Source organism: Marinobacter sp. CHS3-4 (genome assembly GCF_030053415.1).
GTDB lineage: Bacteria > Pseudomonadota > Gammaproteobacteria > Pseudomonadales > Oleiphilaceae > Marinobacter.
This window is the reverse complement of record NZ_JASGBJ010000001.1, coordinates 627,196-648,568: the sequence shown is the minus strand read 5'-3', so window position 1 is coordinate 648,568 and position 21,373 is coordinate 627,196. Positions and strand designations below refer to the sequence as shown.

The following is a 21,373-nucleotide window of genomic DNA, read 5'->3' as shown; positions in this document are numbered from 1 at the left end:
CATGTCCGATAGCGCGCCAGATACCGCCCTGCCCGGGCGCATGGAAGCCGAATTCGCCAGCCTGCTGGGGGAACTGTCCGCGTGCGGCCATCAGGCCAGTGAACTCATGGTTCGTACCCGCCTGCCGGGTTGGTGCCGCCGCAGCCTGTTTTACTTCCTGGGCTACATTGCCAAATCCGAAGGCCGGGTGACAGAGAAAGACATCGGGTTTGCGGAAACCCTGATGAAGGCGTTGCACCTGTCCAAGCGGCAACGTCGTGTCGCCATCAAGCATTTTCAGAATGGCAAAAACGCCGAGACCATCCCCGTCGCCAAAGCCCTTCGCCTTAAGCTGTCGCACCGGATCTGGCCGTCGCCATCACTGCGGGTGGCCATTTGCCTCTGCCATGCGGCCCAGCTGTTCGGCCGACCCGCAAAAAAGCGCCGCTACCGTTGCGAAGATGCCATCGACCAAATGGGGCTGCCCATTAGCATCAGCGATGACATCCTCGATAGCTATGCCAGCAAAATATGGATTACCCAACCGGAGTCCCATCCAAAACCAACCACCTACGAGCAGGCACTGCAGATACTCGGGGTGACTCGAAGGGATTCACTCACCGACATGAAGCGGGCGTATCGAAAACGGGTGTCCGAGTGCCATCCTGATAAACTCGCCCAGAGAAATCTGAGCCCGACAGAATTAACCAGGGCCAAGGATACGCTGCTGAAAATTCAGCAGGCCTGGGAGTTGATCGAACGGCGTCATTCGCTCTGACGGGAACCCAGCCAGGCGGAAATCCGATTGGATATGGCATGGGCTTCACGTGCTTGCGGGCGCCGGGACATGGCAACAGGCTGACGCTGATATCCATCAATGCCCGCCCGCTTTAAAGCCGCCGCCCGCTCATTAGCAGAACGATCCAGGGTTTTGTCACCGGGAAACGTGCTGTAGAGCTCCAGCACCGATGGATTTGTCGCCGAACGAAGCAGCTCAACCAAACCTTCTGATTCATCAGAGTAGAACTGGGGCGCGATCCAGACCAGATCTGACGGGCGACCATCGGCCCTGGCCTGACGAGTGACGGGGCCAGCCGCCCTGCCAATGCCCGCCAGCACGATACGGTCATATTCCCGCTCTTCCAATGCATCGACAGCGGCCGTAATCGACGACTCCACCCTGTCACGATAGTCGGCCAGTGATTGATCCGGCGATTCTTCATCCATGACATCAATCATGACTGACGATTCCTCTTCCGTATCAGACGCATCCGCCGATTCGCCTTTCGATGCTTTCGTCATCCGCCCGTTCAGCCACTGCTGCACCGGGAAAGGCGGCGGTTCCAGCCCCAGGGTCATCACTGCCCAACCAGCCTTACTCAGCGGTGCCCTGATTGCCTCGGCCAGACCGGAGGCAGCGGAAACGCCCTCGTCAGCCAGCACGACCAGCGCCCCTTTGGCAGGCGGGTCCTGCTCTGGCTGAAACAGGGCAAGGACCCGACCCTGATCACCCCGGCTGAGCCATACCGCGCTGTCTGGTCGGTTACCGGCAATGGTTTCTGCGTCCATTCCCGTCCTGACCATCAGGCGTTTCTCGCTCTGCTCTTCCTGAGACCACACGGGCTGGCTCATAAACAGCGCCATCAGGCTAATGCAGGTCAGCACCTGTTTTGCTACCCGCGCGGCGGTTGGAGGAGGCGCAATGGGGTTCAATGAATTCACCGGAATCTCTCTTGCTGATGTGCGAAAAATGACCCTCAAGCTGTTAGACTAGCAGCTTTCCAGCGAGCACCCGCATCGATAGCAACCGAGAGCACAGAGAGCCGTTCATGAATCCGTACCTGATTGCCCCCTCTATCCTGTCCGCCGACTTCGCCCGCCTTGGCGAGGAAGTCGACAACGTTCTGGCCGCCGGTGCAGATACGGTTCATTTCGATGTCATGGACAATCACTACGTGCCCAACCTCACCATTGGCCCCATGGTTTGCGAAGCCCTGCGCAAGCATGGTGTCACGGCACCCATCGACGTACACCTGATGGTGTCGCCGGTGGACGACCTGATCCGCATGTTCATTGATGCCGGCGCCACTTACATTACGTTCCATCCTGAGGCCACCAATCACATCGACCGCTCGCTGCAGCTGATTCGCGACGGTGGGTGCAAGGCCGGGCTGGTGTTCAATCCGGCCACACCTCTGCACCACATGGACCACGTGATGGACAAGCTGGATATGATTCTGCTGATGTCGGTGAACCCGGGCTTTGGCGGCCAGAAGTTCATTCCCGGCACTCTGGACAAACTGCGCGAAGCCCGCAAACGCATCGACGCCAGCAATTACAACATCCGGCTGGAAATTGACGGTGGTGTGAAAACCGACAACATTCGTGAGATTGCCGAAGCCGGCGCCGACACCTTTGTAGCAGGGTCTGCCATCTTCAAGACGGACGATTACAAGGCCACCATCGACGGCATGCGGGCGGAACTGGAACTGGCGCGTCAGAGCATCGTTCAGTGAGTCTGGCAGGCCTGTTTAACCCTCGCTGGCCGGGGGTCGCGCTGTTCGATCTGGACGGCACCCTGGTAGACAGCGCGCCGGACCTGGCGGCCGCCATCGACACCATGCTCGAGCAGCTTGGCCGCCGCAAAGTCGGAGTCGACAAGGTGCGGAACTGGGTCGGCAACGGCGCCTCGGTGTTGGTTCGGCGGGCACTGGCTGGCAGAGCCGACTGGGACCCCGTTAACCCGAAGGACGACGCCCTGTTCCATGATGCCCTGTCCCTCTTTTTTTACGCGTACGAAAAGGCGAATGGTCAACACGCCAAGCTTTATGAGGGTGTCGAACCCTGCCTGAAACGCTTGACTGAATACGGTTGTCGGCTGGGCGTGGTGACCAACAAACCGGAGCAATTCGTCGCGCCCTTGATGGAACAGATGGGCATTGCTCACTATTTCCGGATCAGCGTTGGTGGCGACACCCTGCCCGTCAAGAAACCGGATCCGGCACCGCTGATTCACGCCATGGAGACGCTTGGGGGCACTCGAGGCACCACCGTGATGGTGGGAGACTCTGCGGCGGATATCACCGCCGCCCGTGCCGCCAGCATCCCCTGCGTGGCCGTTAGGTACGGCTATAATTTCGGGGCACCAGCCGATGCGTTGCGAGCCGATGCCACGGTTGATTCGCTGACACAGCTTTTGTAATCTCACAGGACGTTGATTTTGATTCTTTTCATTCGGGAGATTCCTGCCATGCAGGGACTGAATCTGACTGCAGACCGCGGGGTACTTTCCAGAGTACTTACAAGCCGCGCGACCCGCTGGTGGCGATGGCGCACCACTTGAGCTCGCCCTATCACGGCATCTGACGCCTTGGCGCGTTTCGATGCCAATTTGCAGAACAGATTTCAGGAAAATGCTTCATGACACCCGAGCAATTCGCCGAGCTTGCACAGGCCGGCTTTAACCGCATCCCCGTATACCGCGAAGTACTGGCGGACCTTGATACACCTCTGAGCACTTACCTCAAGCTTGCCAGCGGGCCCTACTCCTACCTGTTTGAGTCTGTCCAGGGCGGCGAGAAGTGGGGCCGGTATTCCATCATCGGCTTGCCCAGCGTTGAAGTTCTGAAAGTGTTTGGCGAGAAAATCACCATCAGCCGAGGTGGCAAAGTGGTTGAGGAAACCACCGCCGATGACCCACTCTCGTTCATTGAGGACTACCAGGCGCGGTTCCACGCACCGGATCTGGACGAGCTGCCCCGTTTTAATGGCGGCCTGGTGGGCTACTTTGGCTATGACACGGTTCGCTACATCGAGCCACGGCTAAAACCCACCTGCCCGCCGGACAAGATCGGCACGCCGGACATTCTTCTGATGATGTCAGACGAGATCGTGGTATTCGACAACCTGCGAGGCAAGCTGCACCTGATCGTTCACGCAGACCCTAGCCGGGAGGGCGCGTTCGAAAAGGCACAACAGCGCATCGATGAACTGGAATCCAAGCTGCATCGTCAGACCTCCGACGCACCTCAAACGCCGTCGCACCTGTCCGGCAAAACCGTGGACGAAACCGACTTCGTGTCCGGTTTCAGCCAGGACAAATTCGAGGCCGCGGTCGGCAAGATCAAAGAGTACGTGCTGGATGGTGACGTCATGCAGACAGTGATCTCCCAGCGAATGTCGATTCCGTTCGAGGCACCGCCGCTGAATCTGTATCGCTCCCTGCGGGTGCTGAATCCCTCGCCCTACATGTATTTCCTGAACCTGGAGGACTTCCACATCGTGGGGTCATCGCCGGAAATTCTGGCGCGGGTGGAAGACGACGAGGTGACGGTTCGACCGATCGCCGGCACCCGCAAGCGCGGCGCCACGGATTCCGAAGACAAGGCGCTGGAGAAGGAACTGCTGGCCGACCCGAAGGAAATCGCCGAGCACCTGATGCTGATCGACCTGGGCCGGAATGACGCCGGGCGTGTGTCAGAAACAGGCACCGTGAAGCTAACCGACAAGATGATTGTGGAGCGTTATTCCCATGTGATGCACATCGTCTCCAACGTGACCGGCCGACTGAAAGACAACACCAGTTGCCTGGACGTACTGCGGGCCACACTGCCGGCCGGCACGCTGAGCGGCGCCCCGAAAATCCGCGCGATGGAAATCATCGACGAACTGGAGCCGGTGAAGCGGGGGGTGTATGGCGGCGCTGTGGGCTATCTGTCGTTCAACGGCAACATGGACACGGCCATTGCCATTCGAACCGCCGTGATCAAGGACAAGACCCTGCACATTCAGGCAGGGGCCGGCGTGGTGGCCGATTCGGTGCCTCGCCTCGAGTGGAAAGAAACCATGAATAAGGGCCGCGCGATTTTCCGTGCGGTTGCAATGACCTACAACGATTTCGATCATTGAGGCATTGCCCGGAAACAATACAGTCCGTGACCTTCCTGACTGACCCTTCCTGAGTCGTGAATTTCGACCGTTGGTTTGCAATTGCAATCATTGTGATCTAAATCTTATTGAGTAAGTGATCCTCCAGGGAACAGTAAACGGAGCAGGGCTGGTGCGTTCTTCACACAGCCAACCTACACATCGATCGCTTGCTTACCGGCATGGACGCTCTTCTTATTCTCGCAGCTGCAAAGCCAAACTCGAGAGGTGCGTATATGCCCCGGCTCTTCACAGTCATTCTGCTGGCCATGCTTTCAATGGCCTCTCACGCGGACACCATTACTGCTGCCGGCGATCCGTGGCCACCCTTTCTTGATCCCGACCACCCACAGCAGGGTGTTGCCATAGCGATTGCGCGGGAAGCGCTGGAAAGTCAGGGGCATGAACTTGAGTTTTCTTTTGTGCCCTGGGCGCGGGCGCTCGATGGCGTAAAAGCCGGCGACTACGATGCGTTGATCGGCACCTGGTGGACTCAGGAGCGGACCAACTTCCTGATGTATAGCGAGCCCTACCTGACCAACCAGATCAAATTCATCAAGCGCAAGGGAGACCCGTTCGAGTTTGATGGACTGAAGAGCCTTGAGGGCAAAACCGTAGGTACCGTAAGGGGCTATGGCTACGGAGATGACTTCGCCAATGCCGAATTTTTCACTCGGTCACCCGCACCGCGCCTGATCACCAATGTTCGCAAAGTCATCCATGAACGCCTGGACCTCAGCCTGGAGGATGAACTGGTGGCCCGCTCGCTGATAAACAAAGAAGACCCGGCCTTAATGGACAAGATCGAGTTCACCGATAGCGCCCTATCGAGTGAGGATCTGCATGTAACCAGCGGCCTTGCCAACCCACGTCACACTATGGTGATTGAAGCTTTCAATAAGGGACTCAAGACCATCCAGGCAAATGGCACTTTTGATCGCATCCTTGAAGAAAATGGCCTCAAGTGATGGCAGATCATCAGCCAATATTCTGACAACACCGAGGACACGCCCGTGAAACCTTACGCATTGTCTTTCACGTTAGTAACTTGCCTGCTGACAACTGTCGTGCAGGCCGACACCATAACCATCCGAGCGGATTCGTGGTATCCGATGAACGGTGACCCGGGCAGTGAGAAACCCGGTTATATGATTGAACTCGCCCGTGCCGTCTTTGAACCGGCAGGGCATGAGGTTGATTACGGAGTGATGCCATGGGAACGGGCGGTTAGATCGGTCAGGTCCGGTGAGTTTGACTGCGTGGTAGGGGCCTACAAGGAGGATGCCCCGGACTTCATTTTCCCTGAAGAGAGCTGGGGGCACGATGAGACTCATCTTTGGGTCACTCCCTCCAACGATTGGCGCTATAACGGTGTTCAAAGCCTTGACGGCGTCACTGTAGGCATGATCGGCGGATACGCCTACGCAGGTGATTTCGATGCCTACTTTGAGGCCAACCCTGAACAGGCACAGTTCGTCTATGCCAACAACGCCCTGGAGCAGAACATTAAAAAAGTGGTCGGCGGTCGGATAGATGCCACCGCTGAAAGCCCCTCGGTGATGCGCGCTAAACTCAAAGATATGGGAATGCAGGGCAAACTGACTTCAGCAGGAGCCCTGGCCGAGGCTGTCCCCATGTACATCGCCTGCTCTCCCGCGAACGACCGCAGTAAAGCCTATGCGGACCTGGTCGACAGTGGCACTCGAGAGCTCAGGAAAAGCGGCAAAATGAAGGCTCTTCTTGACCGATATGGCCTGGAAGACTGGAAGTAATCAACCGAGGGACTTAAAGCGCAGTCCTGCACAGTGAACATCCAAAGGCGAGCCATGAAAAATACCATCAGTCTCCGCTTTACCGCCGTTACCACTGCAGTTGTCGTTATTCTGCTGGTAGCGTTTGGCTGGTACAACCATAACGAAACACAACAGGCACTGAATAACCAGCTGGTAAAACAGACCGGGGCCGTTGTCGAACGGTTGCAAAGCAGCGTTCCCAGCACCCTCTGGAACTACGAAGTCAGTCAGATGAAGCGAATTGTTGCATCTGAGGTCGTGGCGGATGGCATCGCTGCGATATTCGTCTACGACGACAAGGACGAACTGCTAACAGGGCAGGCACAGGCTGCCGATGGCAAGTTGAACGACATCACCGCTCCCCCGGAGACAACCGCACCCACCCGTGACAAACCGCTGACCTACGACAATAACGGTGAGGAAAAAAAGGTAGGCCGCGTTCTGGTAGTCGCCGACAACTCCGCCATTGAAGCGCTGCAGGCCAAGAGTCTCTGGCGCCAGGTGTTACAGACCATCATTCTTGTCATTATTCTGGTCGCAGCGATCAACATGCTCTTGCGCAGCCTGGTGACAAAACCTATTCGCCAGGTCACAGAGGCCCTCAATGATATCGCAAAGGGCGAGGGTGACCTGACCAAGCGTTTGTCTGCCCGCCGCAAAGACGAAATAGGTGAGCTTGCAAATAATTTCAACCAGTTCGTCGAGAAGATTCAGATCCTTGTGCGCAAGGTCATTTCCTCCGTTGAGGACATCACCAATGCCATTGAGGGCATGCAGAAACTGGCAGCCCGAACCAGCAGTGGTGTCAACAATCAACGTGCTGAGACTGACCAGGTGGCGACAGCCATGAACGAAATGAGCAGCGCAGCGCAAGAAGTCACCGAGAGTGCCAACAATGCTGCGGATGCGGCCCAGAGGGCCGATGACCGCGGCAAGGAAGCACAGGCTATCGTCAACCGGGCCATCGATGCCATTCGGAACCTGGCGTCTGAAATTGACAGTGGTGCCGGGGTCATTAATGAGCTGGAAAAGGATGTAGGAGAAATCACATCCGTGCTCGACGTGATTCGGGGTATTGCCGAGCAAACCAACCTGCTCGCGCTGAATGCCGCTATCGAGGCAGCTCGTGCCGGTGAGGCCGGGCGGGGCTTCGCTGTGGTGGCTGATGAGGTCCGAACGCTGGCCAGTCGCACCCAAAGCAGCACGGAAGAGATTCACAACATGATTGAGCGGTTGCAACAGGGTACCCACCGGGCAGTTACCACCATGGAAACAAGCAAGTCCAATGGTGAAACAACCGTCACCCAGGCTAACGAAGCCGAAGTTGCCCTGACTGAAGTCGCTACAGCCCTGAATACGATCAACGAAATGAATACCCAGATCGCAAGTGCTGCCGAAGAGCAGACCGCCGTTACCGCGGACATTAATCAAAGCCTCGGACGAATTGTGGAAATTGCCGAAGAGGCGGCGCACGATACTGCTGAAACGGAAACTGCAAGCGAACGATTACAGCAAATGGCCAACGAGTTACAAGACCAGGTCAGCCACTTCAAGACGTGATCCAGTCACCAACCCGTCGCGGCGCTGCCATATGACGCCGGCATTGTATGCTGCAGCGCCCACTGCGATAATTGCCCACCTGACAAGCCGTCACAGCCAGTCAAATTACCTGAAGATTTAATGGCAGGCGGCACCGCCTGAACGGCAATGAAATTCAACGAGAAAACGGGCGGTAAGAGTCGCTATGCTGCTGATGATCGATAACTATGATTCCTTCACCTACAACGTGGTGCAGTATCTGGCTGAACTGGGTGCCCATGTTCAGGTGTATCGGAACGATGAAATCACCATCGAAAAGATCGAAGAGTTGTCCCCGGAACGCCTGGTCATTTCACCTGGCCCCTGCACGCCCAACGAAGCGGGCATTTCGATGGCAGCCATCGAGCATTTTGCCGGAAAACTCCCGATTCTGGGCGTTTGCCTGGGGCACCAGGCCATCGGCCAGGTGTTCGGCGGCAATGTGATACGCGCCGGGCGTGTGATGCACGGCAAGGTATCCCCGGTGTTCCATCACGACGAGGGCGTATTCCGTGGTTTGAACAACCCGCTGCAGGCCACCCGTTATCACAGCCTGGTGATTGAACAGGATTCACTGCCGGATTGCCTGGAAGTCACCGCCTGGACACGCAACGAAGATGGCTCGGTGGAAGAGATCATGGGCGTGCGCCACAAAACCCTGGCCATTGAGGGCGTCCAGTTCCACCCGGAATCGATTATGACGGAACAGGGCCACGAGCTGCTGCGCAACTTTCTGAAGACACAATAAGAGGCCAACTCATGGACATGAAAGAAGCACTCAACCGCATTGCCTCCAACCTGGACCTGTCCACAGAGGAAATGAAGGACGTGATGCGGATTGTGATGAAAGGCGAAGCGACCGACGCACAGATCGGCGCCTTTCTGATGGGGTTGCGCCTGAAGAGTGAAACCATTGACGAAATCACGGGCGCCACCGAGGTGATGCGCGAACTGGCAACCAAAGTGACCGTGAACGCGGACCCGCTGGTGGACATTGTCGGTACCGGCGGCGACGGTGCCAACCTGTTTAACGTATCCACGGCAGCCTCATTTGTGGTGGCGGCGGCAGGCGGCTTTGTGGCCAAGCACGGCAATCGTGCCGTGTCGTCAAAAAGTGGTAGCGCAGACTTGCTGGAAAAGCTCGGCATCAACCTGCAGATGGCGCCGGAGGAAGTGGCCCGCTGCGTGGAGCAGATCGGTGTGGGCTTTATGTTCGCCCCGGCCCACCACGGCGCCATGAAGCACGCCATCGGACCCCGCAAGGAACTGGGCTGCCGAACCATCTTCAACATTCTCGGCCCGATGACCAACCCGGCCGGCGTGAAGCGCCAGTTGGTCGGCGTCTTTAATCCGGCGCTGTGCCGCCCGATGGCCGAGGTGCTGCATCGCCTCGGCGCCGAGCACATCATGGTGGTGTGTTCCAAGGATGGTCTGGACGAAATCAGCCTTGCGGCTGCGACTCATGTGGCCGAACTCAAGGACGGCCAGGTCACGGAATACGAAATCACGCCAGAAGACTGGGGCATCAAGAGCCAGTCGCTGGTTGGCCTGACGGTGAACACTGCGGACGATTCGCTCAACCTCATTAAAGCCGCTTTTGGTCGCGGCCATGATGAAATGGCCGAGAAGGCACGGGATCTGATTGCGCTGAACGCCGGTGCGGCCATCTACGTTTGCGGCCTTGCGAAGACGCCTCCGGAGGGCGTTGAAATGGCGCTGGACGCCATGGGCTCCGGTCTGGCGGCGGGCAAGCTGTCAGAGCTGGCCGACTTCTCTCAGTGTTTTTAATGCGACGCGATCATGACTGACCGACACCTGGACAAAACGCCAACCATTCTCCGCAAAATCGTTGACCGGAAATGGGAAGAAATTGATGAGCGGAAGCGTCGTTCTTCGATTGATGACCTGAAAGCGATGGCGGGTGATCAACCTCCGTCGCGCGGCTTCGCCGATGCCATGCGTTCGCGGATCAACGCTAAAACGCCGGCAGTCATCGCCGAGATCAAAAAAGCCTCGCCGAGCAAAGGCGTCCTTCGCGATCCATTTGAGCCAGCAAAAATTGCCGAAAGCTACGAGGAAGGTGGCGCCGCCTGCTTGTCAGTGCTTACTGACCAGGACTTTTTCCAGGGCCATGAGGACTATCTGAAAGCCGCCCGCAATGCCTGCAGCCTGCCGGTGATTCGCAAGGATTTCATGGTATCGCCCTACCAGGTGTTTGAGAGCCGGGCTATTGGTGCTGATTGCATTCTACTGATCGCCGCCTGTCTGACCAGAGATCAGATGCAGGAACTCGAAGGCATTGCCCATGAGATCGGGCTGGATGTTCTGGTGGAGGTGCACGATGGCGGCGAGCTGGATGATGCGCTGACACTGACCACCCCACTGGTGGGCATCAACAACCGCAACCTGCACACCTTTGATGTCACCCTCGACACCACGTTCGACCTACACCACCGGATTTCGGACGATCGGTTAACCGTGACCGAAAGCGGCATCATGACAATTGAAGACGTGAACGCCATGACCGAACGGGGCATCTATGGTTTTCTGGTGGGCGAGTCGTTTATGCGGGCGGACGAGCCTGGCAAACGATTGCGCGAGTTTTTCTTCTCGACCTAGCCGTCCGGTTGTTCCAGCGCTTCCTGAAGCAGACCCAGCAAGTGCGCAGGCATACCCTCCGCCAGCTTCAATGCAGCTTCATGTCCCCGATGCGACATCTTGCTCCAGGTCCGGCGGATGATCCGCAGCCATTTGTCTTTGTCGTAATCCGCCTTTTCATCATAGAAATCGGCAAAGTACCGCTCGAGAAACACCATACAGGCCACATCCTCCAGCAGCTGGGTGTCATCGTCCTGCCGTAGTTCCCGCTTGGTCAGAATTGTCTCAACCCGATCGCATTCAGACACAGGAAAACCGCACGCCGCCATAATTTCAGAAGCACGACGACCGTGCATTCGGCCACAGGCCTGACGCCACTGATAGTAGGCTTTCCGGCCCTCTGGATAATCACTGCGAGGAATGGTCCATCGCTCGATATGCTGGGCGCGACAGGCAACCTGCATCCTCGGTGACGGCTGCGGCTCAAGCTCAAACAGCCAGCGAGTCATGTGCAGGCTATAGGCGTATTCCTTCGGCAGCGCCTCGCCCTCAACCGTTTCCCGATTTGGATCTGCTTTGTTGGCCTCATCAATGGCGTTCAGCGCGCAAACAAGGGGTGGCTCGGAAGTCATGGTTACACCTGTGCAGAGGGCCGTTGCTTGATGCGATCGAACCAGGCCTTGAGATTCTGTTGTTCGGGCTGAACGCGGATGTCCACCACCCGTGCGAATGCCAGCGTGGTAAAGGCATTGATGTCTGCGGCGGTCAATCGGTCACAGCAGATGTACTCTTTGCCTTCAAGATGCTCGTCCAGAAACGCCATGAAATTCCTGACGGTTTTGCCGCACTCTTCACCCCATTCCTTGATCGGGTTCATGCGGTCCTTGAAATAGCCGGAGGTGTGCTGAAAACACATCCCGGTGGGCAGGAAAAACGAGAATTCGATCCAGCGCACCCACTGCTCAATCTGTGCTTTTTCCAGCGGCGTGTCGCCCAACAAGGTCGGCGTCTCGGGGTAGCTTTCTTCAAAATACCTGCAGATTGCCATGGTTTCAGAAATGCAGGTGCCGTCATCCAGCTCCAGGACCGGAACCTTCTTCATGGGGTTTTTTGCCGCGTATTCGGGCGTCAGGTTTTCCCCTTTCTGGATGTCGATCTGAACAAACTGTGCTTTGTCCAGTAATCCCTTTTCGGCCATGAACATGCGAACACGACGGGGATTTGGGGCGGTACTCGTTTCAAGAATTATCATTATTGTAAGCTCCGCAAATCACGCATTTAACTGATCTGTACTGAAGACTGACGGCGTATCACTAGCGCGTCAAGTCAACTGGAATAAGGATCTCGTCTGTAGTAACGATTTACATGAATGGCTTGTAACTCACGTCAGGATCATTAATCTAAAAGATTCACCATAACCGGAATTGAACGATTTGAAATCTTCTGCAATCAGAAAATCCATCATTTCATATCGTCCGCTCAAAGGACTGACACCCTCTCGCGGCCAGTCGCCGCAAATCCCAAAGTCCCAATCGATAGGAGTACCCTTATGCGAAAGTTAACGCCAGTGGCGCTACTGTGCGCATTATCCGTACCCTCGCTCGCTTCCGCCGAATGTGGTGAAGTGTCCATTACCGAAATGAGCTGGACCTCAGCCTCCGTGGTCACCAGTGTGGCCAAGTTCCTTATGGAGCAGGGCTATGGCTGTGACGTTACCGTGGTTCCGTCGGACACCGTACCGGCCGTAACCTCGGTTGCCGAAAATGGTGAGCCGGACATCGTAACCGAGCTCTGGCTCAACTCAGCGGGTGAGGCTTACCTCAAGCTGGAAGAGCAAGGCAAGATCGAGCGAGTTGCTGACGTATTCGAACCGGGCGGTGTTGAAGGTTGGTGGATTCCGACCTACCTCGCCGAGGAGCATCCGGAGCTGAAAACCATCGAAGGCATTATGGCCAATCCTGAGCTGGTCGATAGCCAGTTCAACAACTGCCCGAGTGGCTGGGGCTGTCGGGTTGTCAGTGACAACCTGATCCGCGCGCTGGACCTCGAAGAATCGGGTATTGAAGTGTTCAACCACGGTTCTGGTGAGACTCTGACGACCTCCATGGCGTCTGCTGTCGAGAGCAACGAGCCCTGGTTCGGCTACTATTGGGGCCCGACCGTACCGCTCGGTAAGTACGACATGACCAAGGTCGATCTGGGCGAGTACAAGCCAGAGGTTCACACCAAGAACCAGAGCCCGGACGCCGAGAATCCTCAGGTGTCTGATTTCCCGGCTGCAACCATCCTGACTGCCGTCACCACGAACTTCAGTGATCGCGAGCCAGATGTTGCAGAAATGCTGGGTAATATGTCGTTCAAAACGTCCACCATGAGCGGCCTGCTCGCATGGAAGGATGAGAACGACGCCTCCGCAGAGGAAACTGCCGTTTACTTCCTGAGCAACAACACCGATGAGTGGGGTGCCTGGATAAACGACGCAGCGAGAAACAACCTCTCTGCCGTTCTTGGCGAGTAAGCAGTAATCAGAAACAGAGCCGGCTTGCCGGCTCTGTTTCTGTCTGAGGTTTATTTTTTCACAATACCCATCATTCCGAATGCGCAAGGGACATTGAACGCTCATGGCTACCTACGACTTTCTATTTTCATCGCTCGGGCTTGAAGAGTGGTGCTCCGAGGGTAAGAGCGACGCGCCCATGACCATGGGGGCGCTTCTCAATAAATCGAAAGGCACGGAAACAGAGGAAACCTCGATTTGGGAGCTACCCTTCCCGTCGATGGACGCGCTCAATGAATCCTGCGCCGCTTTCCCCAAATCAAGAGAGCTCACCAAAGGCCTCGAAGAGGGTTTTCTAGCCATCAAAGACAGCCTGAGCGTGGTTCTGGATCCCCTGACGCAGCCGCTTAGTTGGTTTCTGGACGGCGCGCTGTACGGCATGCTGAATACCCCGTGGTGGATCGTCATTCCGGTTCTGTTGGGGATTGTTCTGTTAGTCACCAAATCCTGGAAGCTGGTGGGATTTGTTGCGGGCAGTTTGTGCCTGCTGGCCTTTATTGATTATTACGAATACGCAATTCAGACACTGGCCATCATCTTTGTCTGCGCGTTCCTGTGTGTGCTTTTCGGGGTACCCATTGGCATTGCCATGTCACGAAGCGACACCATGCAGAGACTGACTATTCCGGTACTCGACATGCTGCAGACCCTGCCGCCGTTCGTGTACCTGATTCCGCTGATCTTCCTGTTCAGCGTCACCGAATCCAAACTCTACGGCATCGCAATCATTCTGTATGCCATTGTGCCGGTCATTCGACTGACCAACCTTGGTATCCGCCTGGTGGACAAAGACGTCATCGAGGCTGCCAATGCCTTTGGCATGACGAGCCGTCAGAAGCTGTTCCAGGTTCAGATACCTCTCGCATTGCCCAACATCATGGCTGGCGTTAACCAGACCATCATGATGAGCCTGGCGATGGTGGTTATCGCGTCGCTGGTATCCGCTCCGGGCCTCGGGGTCCTGGTACTGCAAGGCATCCGGAATCTGGAACTGGGCGTTGGCCTGGTCGCGGGTCTTGGCATTGTTATCCTCGCCGTGATTCTGGACCGTGTTACCAAGACGTCACTGGCTCGCATTGACACCTCGCAGAAACAATAAGGGAGCGAATCTACCGTGGACCAGGACATCAAGATTTCCATCCGCAATCTGTACAAGATTTTTGGCCCGACTCCGGACATAGCGCTGGAATACGTCAAGAAGGGAATGGGCAAGCCTGAATTGCTGGAAAAGCACAAACACGTGCTTGGCCTGGAAGACATCAACGTTGATATGCAGGAAGGCGAGATCACGGTGATTATGGGTCTGTCAGGTTCGGGGAAATCCACCCTGATCCGGCACCTCAATCGCCTGATCGAGCCCACCTCCGGTGAAATCACCATCGACGGAGAAAACGTGCTGGATTTCGATGAAGAACGCCTGCGCAAACTGCGCCGGGAAGGCATGTCGATGGTTTTTCAGAAGTTCGCCCTGCTGCCGCACCGCACGGTGCTGGAGAACGCGGGCATGGCGCTTTCGGTGCGTGGTTTCAAAACCGAAGAATTTGAATCCGAGGCGAGAAAATGGCTTGCCCGAGTGGGGCTCGAAGGCAACGGCGATCAATACCCCCACGAATTGTCTGGCGGCATGCAGCAGCGGGTGGGCATTGCCAGAGCGCTGGCATCCAACTCGCCGATTATGCTGATGGACGAGGCATTTTCCGCGCTCGATCCGCTGATCCGCTCGGACATGCAGGACCTGCTGCTGGAACTGCAGGAAGAACTGCACAAGACCATCGTGTTCATTACCCACGATCTGGATGAGGCTCTGAAGCTGGCAGACCATCTGGTCATTTTGAAGGATGGTCACGTCGTGCAGCAGGGCGAGCCCCAGGAAATCCTGATGAATCCGAACGACCCGTACATTATTGACTTCATTAGCGATATTAACCGCGCCCGCGTACTGCGGGTTCGCTCCATTATGGAGAAGACCACTGAGCCTCCGGAAGAAAGCGCCGGGGATGTCTCTGAACACGACAATCTGGAATCCGTTATTGCAAAGTCAGACGGCAATACGGACCTTGTTTATCGGGTGACCCGCAAAGGCAAGCAGATTGGCGTTCTGGACATGAAAGTCCTGTTCAGGGCTCTGGTGCCGACCGAAGCAGCAACGGAAGATCGCGCGTCTCTCTGATCGGCGGGCGAAGTCCGCGAGATGAAACTACAATAGAGGTTCAGTCCCCGTATCCGGGGGCCTACCTAACTGACAAATGCCATGCTCAAACTCGTCTCGCTTGTCTTTGCAGCGACTCTTCTTGTGGGTTGCTCTGATGCGGATACGACTTCATCACAAGTAACCTCGATGCCAGGCTCCCAAGCGGCGGAACCTGACAGTGCTTCTGTTGCCGCCGGAAATGTGGCCGACAAACGCGTGGTTCTGGTTGCAGACCCCTGGTGCCCCCACAACTGCAAAGCCGGCGCTGCGAAAGAAGGCTACATGATCGATATAGCCAGGGAGGTGTTTGAATCGGCAGGCTATACACTGGAGTATCGGAACTTCAGTTGGGCCAGAGCCCTAAGGATGACCCGGAAGGGTGCATTTAACGGGGTGGTTGGAGCATTCAGATCCGACGCACCCGATTTTATTTTCCCCGACATCTCCCAGGGTCGTGCAGCCATCGCTCTGTTCACCCACCCCGACAACGACTGGACGTACGATGGGCTGCCGTCCCTCCAAAATCAGAGACTGCTGGCAATCAATGGCTATTCCTACACCGCGGAGCTGGACAATTACATTGAGCAGAATCTTGAAAACCGTGAGCGGATCTGGATTCTGTCGGGTGGTTCTCCACTAAAGCGGGCCCTCAAGTTATTGGACAGAGACCGCACAGATGTATTTGCCGAAGATGAATACGTGATGAACTGGGCGATCAAAAACGAACCGGACATGCTCAGTCCTCGCCACGCGGGGCGGATCAGCGACACGCAATCATACGTCGCCTTCTCACCAGCACTGGATAATTCTGTCGAGTTGGCTCAACTGCTCTCCGAGGGCACCCAAAAACTGATCGACAGCGGTCGCATGGAAGCCATTCTCAATACTTACGGTCTTACGGAGTTGCCTGAAACGCCCTGATTTTCTCGCCAGTATCGGAAATCAGCAACAGTGCGCCTTGGGGGTTAATGTCAAACCGGCTTACGGACTCAAGCAGTTTCAGTAAACGGTCTTCCTGATTCATTAATGCCGGCGGACAGGCTCTGCGAGTGACGGCCAGACCCGATACACCGATGGCCTCACCATTGAGATTCCAGCGGCCGGTGTAACGATTACAGGAGCTCGTGCCAATGACCCTGCCCTCTGGCAGAAACTGAACCGTCGCTTGCGAACGATCAATGATTCCCCGGCCGCCAATATCCTCGACCACCCAGGCATCGCCCATCAGCAGTCTGGAAGGATTGCCCCCACAGCCAGACATCGTCTTGCCATTGATTGAAACCCTCACCTGATACGGGTGAAGCATTCCGGACATGGAGTCACGGCACATCTGCGACGCTGTTATTACCTCGACAGACAGGCCTGGCGCCTTTGCACGATAGGTTCGTCCCGATGTCAGACGGGCTACCGTTTGATAGTCCATGGTTGCCGTCGGCTGGTTCGGACGCTCCAGGGTCAGTTGTCCCGATTCGAGGGTAACCTTCCAGAAAGGTTCATTTCCCGTGGCGGTGAAAGGTTTGGGGACGGCTCCGGAAGCCACACAAGTGGGATAGCTCATCCCCTCCAGAGTCAGGGTTGCCGTATCGCCTTTGCTCCAGAACCAGGTGTCATCATTTCTGATGGACTCGTACCGGGCTCCGGACGCACTGACGACACGTTCCAGCTCGGTCACCTGATCCAGGTGGGTCAACTGCAGCCAGTCGCCATCTTCGTTCAGTTCCAGCTTGATCTCGGCCTGGCCACATTGCATGGCAGGTTCGGGCTGGTGCTCGGGCATGTCCGGTGTGGACGCGCACCCGGCGAGCCCAAGACCTGCCAAAATCCCTGTAACGGCCAGTGTCTGCAGCCCTCTCATCGCTTGTCTCCCTTCGAACCTGATCCACGGCACGCCCGAGCTTACCGAACAGCCTTGAGTCTACTGAATGCAGCCAGGGATTCCATACCATTTCAACGCTGAAACCATTACGCTTGGGCCATTCTGGAGAAAAAGGACACTCACCAATGGCTCTGAAACTCTATCAGTTTGCGATTTCCCACTTTTGTGAAAAGGCCCGCTGGGCGCTGGATTTCAAGGGCCTCAATTACCAGTCGATCATGCTGCTACCCGGCCAGCATGTGGGCACCATGAAAAAACTCGGGGCAGACAAGTCGTCTGTGCCTGTGCTGGTGCACGATGGGCAAGGCATTCAGGGAAGCGCCCGCATTCTGGACTACCTGGATGAAACCTTTCCGGAGCGCCCACTGACGCCATCAGACCCCACCGCCCGGGAAAAGGCCATCGACTGGGAACGTCGCATGGATGAGGAGCTGGGGCCGGCCGTACGCTGCTATGCCTATCACTATTTTCTCCAGCGTCCGAAGCTGGTGACGCCGTTGCTGACGGCTGGCACACCTTTCTATAACCGCTTCCTGGTTCGCCTTGCCTTCAGCCGGGTGGATGAGATTATGCGCAAATGGATGAAAATCAACGACAAAACCGCAGACGCGGCGCGTCAGACCATGGAGCGCTATCTGACCGAACTGACGCAAGCCTACGAAGCGTCACCCTGGCTGGCGGGGGACAGCTTCAGCCGGGCCGACTTGACCGCGGCGGCCTTCTTTGCGCCGCTGTTCCAGCCACCCCAGTACCCGGTGCCCTGGCCAGACGCAAAACGAATCCCCGAGCCGGTTCGCAACTGGCTGGACGAGTGGAAGCCACAGCTTCAGAAAATCGAAGCCATCTACACTGCTAACCGATAAGTGACTGCCGACGGTCACGACCCGGTGACCGTCCGGTCCAACGCTTGTATGCGCGGTTGAAAGCGCTCTGCTCTGAATAACCCAGCAGCAGAGCAACATCGGCCAGTGTCAGTGACGGATCCTCAAGGTACTGATGGGCCAGCTGTTCACGACTACGATCCAGCCACTGCTGCCAACTCAAACCATGACGTGACAGCCGTCGCTGAAGCGTTCGGGGCGACATGTGCATGGCCCGAGCGACCTTTGCCAGTGTTGGTTCGCCATCGGACAGCATTCGCAGTACCACCCGTTGCATTCGACGGTCGGCTTCAGAGCTTTGGGGCAAGGCCTGAAGCATGGCCCGGGCCTGACGATCCAGCAGACGACGAAGCGTGGGGTCTCGTCTCGGCATGGGCAGATCAAGATATCGCAGTGGAAACCGGACCCTCACATGGCTGTCCTGCCAGGTAACGGGGCAGCCAAAGAACGCCTCATAGGCTTCGGCGCTGTCGGCATCCACTGAGTGCAGGAAGCTGATGGCCGATGGTGGGGGTGGTTCATCGATCTGCCGACGCAGAAAGGTCACCAGTGCCGCGATGGCTACCCCGTCGGCCTGTTGCCCCAGCTCGTTGTCTGACGGCGGCCAGCGAATTTCCGCGTCTTCCTCACCCACGTCGATCTGGGCCAGGCTGGTGCCGTAGAAAAGCGTTTCGTAACGCTGATACGCCAGCATCGCTTCGCCCAGGGTGTCGGTGGCCAGCACCAGATACCCCAATACGCCGACGTGACTGGGCGTCACACAGGCACCCACGGCCAGCTCCGGCGCCGGTTGTTCAGGACGCAACGCAAGACCCTGGGCCAGCAGTCTGCGCCACACTTCAACCGGCACGTTGTCCTGGTCGGACCAACGATCCAGTTCCAGACGCAGAGATTCCGCCTCCAGTTGTTGCTGATCCAGCCAGTCTGCCAACAGCCCGGTCCAGGCCCCCGTTACTCGAATCACACTTGCCAAGCCACCAGCCTCCGTTTGCCACCGCCAAATATGGCATAGATCGTCAATTTTGTGACGTGTATTGTCAATTTACAATCTTAACTTCGCGCGACACTGTCACTGTGTCAATAACCAAGAGATCGCTTCGTCATGACTTTGTACGACATGATGATCAATACGCTGGAACAGAGCGGCCTGCTGGCACTCTGGGAAGGCCTGTCACCCTGGCTGGCGCTGGATGAGCGTCAGTTGATTTTTGTTTTTGCGACCCCGGTATTCATCGCAGTCACAGTCTGGGAGTACCGACGCATCCGCCATGACCCCAGTCGCATGAATGTCTCAGAGGCCGTTCGCAACTTTGCACTGGGCGCTGGCTACCAGACCACGGAACTGCTGTTCGCAGGGCTGATCGCGTTTCCGGTCTATGCCCTTTGTTATCACTTCCGGTTGTTTGACCTGGAACTGACCTGGCTGACGGGCTTGCTCACTTTTATTGGCGTTGAATTCTGCTTCTATTGGCAGCATCGCGCCGGCCACCGGGTGCGCTGGTTCTGGTCTGCCCACGTGGTACACCATTCGTCAGAACGGATGAATTTCTCGACCGCCATGCGCCAGAACGCCACGAACATTTTCAATGGCATGTGGATTTTCTACCTGCCATTGGCACTGATTGGTTTTAACCCGGTGTGGATCGGCGTTGCCTATGCGCTGTCACTGGTTTATCAATTCTTTATTCACACAACGCTGGTGGACAAACTGCCCCGCCCCATCGAATGGATTTTCAACACCCCGAGCCACCATCGGGTTCATCACGGTCGCAACCCCGGCTATATTGATCGCAACTACGGCGGGGTGCTGATCATCTGGGACCGGTTGTTCGGTACCTTCGTGGCGGAAGACGAGCAGGCACCGCCCGAATACGGCATCACAACGCCAGTGCCGTCGAACAACCTGCTGGTGCTATGGACCCATGAATACCGGGACATGTTCCGGGATATGGCCAGGCCTGGCCCCTGGAAGGAACGTCTGCGGCACTTGTGGAAGCCGCCAGAGTGGCAACGCGAAGCCGGTTCCCGGTAGACTTCTTTTCCAGAATAATCAGTTAACAATAACCAGCGGACGGAAAAACCAACATGGACGCGCAGGAGCATTTCATCAGCAGCACCGATAGCCACCGCATACCGGTGCTCAGTTGGGTACCGGAAAAGCCGGAACAGGCATTGGTGATTGCCCACGGAATGGCAGAACATGCCGCTCGATATGAACCTCTGGCCCGCTGGCTGAACAAGAAGGGCGTGGCGGTTTATGCGCTTGAGCATCGGGGGCACGGGCCTTACTGTCCGGAGGGCGACCGGGGGCACTACGCCGACCGTCAGGGTTGGCAAAAAGTGATCAATGACCTGTCGAACGTTGTTCACTGGGTAAGATCCCAGCATCCGGATCTACCTTTGAGCCTCTTCGGTCACAGCATGGGTTCGTTCATTGCGCAGGCCTATGTTCAGCAGTACGGGGATCAGATCGACAATTTGCTGCTGTGCGCCACCAACCGGATAGACCGCTTGAAACTGGGGCCCTATCTGGGGCTGGTAAAACTGATTGGAATGACCCGCGGTAAGCGCCATCGCAGCCCGCTGATCGACGCCCTGTCATTCGGGGCCTTCAACAAGCTGTTTGCCCCCAACAGAACCAGCCACGACTGGCTCAGCCGCGATGATGCGCAAGTGGACCTCTATTTACAGGACCCGTTTTGCGGCTTTCACTGCTCTGTGGGCCTCTGGGCCGACTTTATAGGCGGCATGATGGCCCTCAATCCCAAACGGTGGCGGCGAAATCTACCGGTGCACTTAATGGCCGGCGACCAGGACCCGGTTGGGGAAATGGGTAAGGGATTCAGGCGCCACGTGGCCAATCTCAGGAAGGCGGGCGTACAGGTCGCTTCCGAGCGATTGTTCGAAGGCGCTCGCCATGAGCTGGTCAATGAAACCGTGGCGGATCAGGTTCGCGACCACCTGTTGCAGTGCCTGACGGTGAGGAAAACCTGA

General features: G+C 56.7%; 22 protein-coding genes. 17 read left to right on the top strand and 5 right to left on the bottom strand.

What is annotated here, in order from left to right; genetic code table 11:
• Window position 1: 1 nt before the first annotated feature.
• Window positions 2-757, top strand: a complete 756-nt coding sequence (locus QLQ17_RS02960) for a DnaJ domain-containing protein (RefSeq protein ID WP_283208045.1) — start codon at window positions 2-4, stop codon at window positions 755-757.
• On the opposite strand, the gene QLQ17_RS02955 is transcribed toward QLQ17_RS02960, so the two are convergent.
• Entirely contained in the window at window positions 745-1,701 is a 957-nt protein-coding gene (locus QLQ17_RS02955; protein WP_283208044.1) for a DUF3530 family protein, read from the bottom strand. The two genes, QLQ17_RS02960 and QLQ17_RS02955, sit on opposite strands and share 13 nt — an antisense overlap.
• A 107-nt stretch (window positions 1,702-1,808) precedes the next feature.
• Here QLQ17_RS02955 and rpe point away from each other — a divergent pair, with 107 nt between their 5' ends.
• The 9 genes from rpe to trpC all read left to right on the top strand — a co-directional run bounded on the left by rpe (window position 1,809) and on the right by trpC (window position 10,895).
• Window positions 1,809-2,495, top strand: a complete 687-nt coding sequence (rpe, locus tag QLQ17_RS02950; RefSeq protein ID WP_283208043.1) for a ribulose-phosphate 3-epimerase — start codon at window positions 1,809-1,811, stop codon at window positions 2,493-2,495.
• The gene (locus tag QLQ17_RS02945) at window positions 2,492-3,181 is read left to right on the top strand and encodes a phosphoglycolate phosphatase (RefSeq protein WP_283208042.1); all 690 of its coding nucleotides are present in this window, start codon (window positions 2,492-2,494) and stop codon (window positions 3,179-3,181) included. Before rpe ends, QLQ17_RS02945 begins: the two co-directional genes overlap by 4 nt.
• A 218-nt stretch (window positions 3,182-3,399) precedes the next feature.
• Window positions 3,400-4,887, top strand: coding sequence for an anthranilate synthase component I (trpE, locus tag QLQ17_RS02940; protein WP_283208041.1), 1,488 nt, complete (start codon window positions 3,400-3,402; stop codon window positions 4,885-4,887).
• A 254-nt stretch (window positions 4,888-5,141) separates the two neighbouring features.
• On the top strand, window positions 5,142-5,873 hold the full coding sequence (locus QLQ17_RS02935) for a substrate-binding periplasmic protein (RefSeq protein WP_283208040.1): 732 nt from the start codon (window positions 5,142-5,144) through the stop codon (window positions 5,871-5,873).
• A gap of 45 nt (window positions 5,874-5,918) precedes the next feature.
• The gene (locus tag QLQ17_RS02930) at window positions 5,919-6,677 is read left to right on the top strand and encodes a substrate-binding periplasmic protein (protein ID WP_283208039.1); all 759 of its coding nucleotides are present in this window, start codon (window positions 5,919-5,921) and stop codon (window positions 6,675-6,677) included.
• 54 nt (window positions 6,678-6,731) lie between these two features.
• Window positions 6,732-8,258, top strand: coding sequence for a methyl-accepting chemotaxis protein (locus QLQ17_RS02925; protein WP_283208038.1), 1,527 nt, complete (start codon window positions 6,732-6,734; stop codon window positions 8,256-8,258).
• Window positions 8,259-8,442: 184 nt separating this feature from the next.
• Window positions 8,443-9,024: an aminodeoxychorismate/anthranilate synthase component II gene (locus tag QLQ17_RS02920; protein ID WP_283208037.1), complete on the top strand. Its 582-nt coding sequence runs from the start codon at window positions 8,443-8,445 to the stop codon at window positions 9,022-9,024.
• Window positions 9,025-9,035: 11 nt separating this feature from the next.
• A complete protein-coding gene (gene trpD, locus QLQ17_RS02915; RefSeq protein WP_283208036.1) occupies window positions 9,036-10,064 on the top strand; it encodes an anthranilate phosphoribosyltransferase in 1,029 nt (342 codons plus the stop codon).
• Window positions 10,065-10,076: 12 nt separating this feature from the next.
• Window positions 10,077-10,895 carry an indole-3-glycerol phosphate synthase TrpC gene (trpC, locus tag QLQ17_RS02910; RefSeq protein WP_283208035.1) on the top strand — a complete coding sequence of 273 codons (819 nt, stop codon included), beginning with the start codon at window positions 10,077-10,079 and terminating at the stop codon, window positions 10,893-10,895.
• Here trpC and QLQ17_RS02905 read toward each other — a convergent pair.
• Together QLQ17_RS02905 and QLQ17_RS02900 are read right to left on the bottom strand one after the other, a co-directional pair.
• Window positions 10,892-11,506: a DUF4202 domain-containing protein gene (locus tag QLQ17_RS02905; RefSeq protein WP_283208034.1), complete on the bottom strand. Its 615-nt coding sequence runs from the start codon at window positions 11,504-11,506 to the stop codon at window positions 10,892-10,894. The genes trpC and QLQ17_RS02905 overlap by 4 nt on opposite strands.
• Before the next feature lie 2 nt (window positions 11,507-11,508).
• Window positions 11,509-12,126, bottom strand: coding sequence for a glutathione S-transferase family protein (locus QLQ17_RS02900; RefSeq protein WP_283208033.1), 618 nt, complete (start codon window positions 12,124-12,126; stop codon window positions 11,509-11,511).
• Between the two features lie 297 nt (window positions 12,127-12,423).
• Between QLQ17_RS02900 and QLQ17_RS02895 the strand changes: the two genes are divergently transcribed.
• From QLQ17_RS02895 to QLQ17_RS02880, 4 genes are all read left to right on the top strand, one after another.
• A complete protein-coding gene (locus QLQ17_RS02895; RefSeq protein WP_283208032.1) occupies window positions 12,424-13,392 on the top strand; it encodes an ABC transporter substrate-binding protein in 969 nt (322 codons plus the stop codon).
• Between the two features lie 103 nt (window positions 13,393-13,495).
• Window positions 13,496-14,530 (top strand): ABC transporter permease, encoded by a 1,035-nt coding sequence (locus tag QLQ17_RS02890; RefSeq protein ID WP_283208031.1) that lies wholly within the window; start codon window positions 13,496-13,498, stop codon window positions 14,528-14,530.
• 15 nt (window positions 14,531-14,545) lie between these two features.
• The gene (locus QLQ17_RS02885; RefSeq protein ID WP_283208030.1) at window positions 14,546-15,601 is read left to right on the top strand and encodes a quaternary amine ABC transporter ATP-binding protein; all 1,056 of its coding nucleotides are present in this window, start codon (window positions 14,546-14,548) and stop codon (window positions 15,599-15,601) included.
• Between the two features lie 168 nt (window positions 15,602-15,769).
• A complete protein-coding gene (locus QLQ17_RS02880) occupies window positions 15,770-16,543 on the top strand; it encodes a substrate-binding periplasmic protein (protein WP_283208029.1) in 774 nt (257 codons plus the stop codon).
• Here the strand turns inward: QLQ17_RS02880 and QLQ17_RS02875 are convergent.
• Window positions 16,518-17,477 carry an META domain-containing protein gene (locus tag QLQ17_RS02875; RefSeq protein WP_283208028.1) on the bottom strand — a complete coding sequence of 320 codons (960 nt, stop codon included), beginning with the start codon at window positions 17,475-17,477 and terminating at the stop codon, window positions 16,518-16,520. The genes QLQ17_RS02880 and QLQ17_RS02875 overlap by 26 nt on opposite strands.
• 146 nt (window positions 17,478-17,623) lie before the next feature.
• On the opposite strand from QLQ17_RS02875, the gene QLQ17_RS02870 reads away from it, so the two are divergent.
• Window positions 17,624-18,361, top strand: a complete 738-nt coding sequence (locus QLQ17_RS02870; protein WP_283208027.1) for a glutathione S-transferase family protein — start codon at window positions 17,624-17,626, stop codon at window positions 18,359-18,361.
• Here the strand turns inward: QLQ17_RS02870 and QLQ17_RS02865 are convergent.
• Complete coding sequence (locus QLQ17_RS02865) at window positions 18,351-19,343, bottom strand: helix-turn-helix domain-containing protein (protein ID WP_283209039.1); 993 nt, start codon at window positions 19,341-19,343, stop codon at window positions 18,351-18,353. The two genes, QLQ17_RS02870 and QLQ17_RS02865, sit on opposite strands and share 11 nt — an antisense overlap.
• A gap of 138 nt (window positions 19,344-19,481) precedes the next feature.
• Here QLQ17_RS02865 and QLQ17_RS02860 point away from each other — a divergent pair, with 138 nt between their 5' ends.
• Window positions 19,482-20,411: a sterol desaturase family protein gene (locus QLQ17_RS02860; protein ID WP_283208026.1), complete on the top strand. Its 930-nt coding sequence runs from the start codon at window positions 19,482-19,484 to the stop codon at window positions 20,409-20,411.
• A gap of 53 nt (window positions 20,412-20,464) precedes the next feature.
• A complete protein-coding gene (locus QLQ17_RS02855; RefSeq protein WP_283208025.1) occupies window positions 20,465-21,373 on the top strand; it encodes an alpha/beta fold hydrolase in 909 nt (302 codons plus the stop codon).